Raw genomic sequence first — 685 nt, 5'->3', positions numbered from 1 at the left:
AGTGTTGCCATCAACATCGCTTGCGCCATCTTCGGTAACAGTTGCGCTATCTGAGTCACCATTAGCTAAATTAACTGTAATATCAGCCGGATCGTTAGCGCCAACAATAGTAATAGTGATGTTGTGAGTGGCAGTGCCATCAGCACTTGTGACGGTAATAGTGCGGGTTAAGGTTTCGCCTTCAGTTAGCGATTGCACAACGATATGATCGTTGTTTAAGACGTAATCCCAGTTACCGTCAGCATCAATACTAAATGAACCGTAATTACCATCTGCAACATCAGTTTGTACTTGGAATGCTGCTTGACCGTCATCGACATCTGAAATTGAAAGAGTACCTGAAACTGCTTCGACAGTATTACCGTCCGCATCGGTTGCACCATCTTCGGTAACCATTCCTGAGTCGCTATCACCGCTGGCTAGATCAACCGTAATATCAGCTGGATCATCAATTGGAGTGACTTCAATACTCAGTGTAGCGGTTAAGCCAGTATTTGTGGTGTAAGTGATGACAGGGACAACGCCATTCCAGTTTTCATCTGGAGTAAATGAATATGAACCATCTTCATTGATAATGAGGATGCCACCTTCAACAGTCACACTGCTACCGGCTTGATAGGTTTGGCCTTCAACTTCAAAACTGATGACAGACAGTGAGTTATCAATGTCAGAGTCGTTAGTTAAT

The 685-nt window shown here is 43.8% G+C and carries 1 protein-coding gene; it reads right to left on the bottom strand.

From position 1 onward, the window contains the following. Positions 1-685: VCBS domain-containing protein (locus G3R48_RS17145; protein WP_212593430.1), on the bottom strand; the 685-nt coding region annotated here is incomplete at both ends.

Origin of the sequence: Shewanella intestini, from assembly GCF_018221465.1 — a bacterium.
GTDB classification, from domain to species: Bacteria; Pseudomonadota; Gammaproteobacteria; order Enterobacterales; family Shewanellaceae; genus Shewanella; species Shewanella intestini.
The sequence above is the reverse complement of the archived record's forward strand: the minus strand, read 5'-3'. Positions and strand labels throughout refer to the sequence as shown.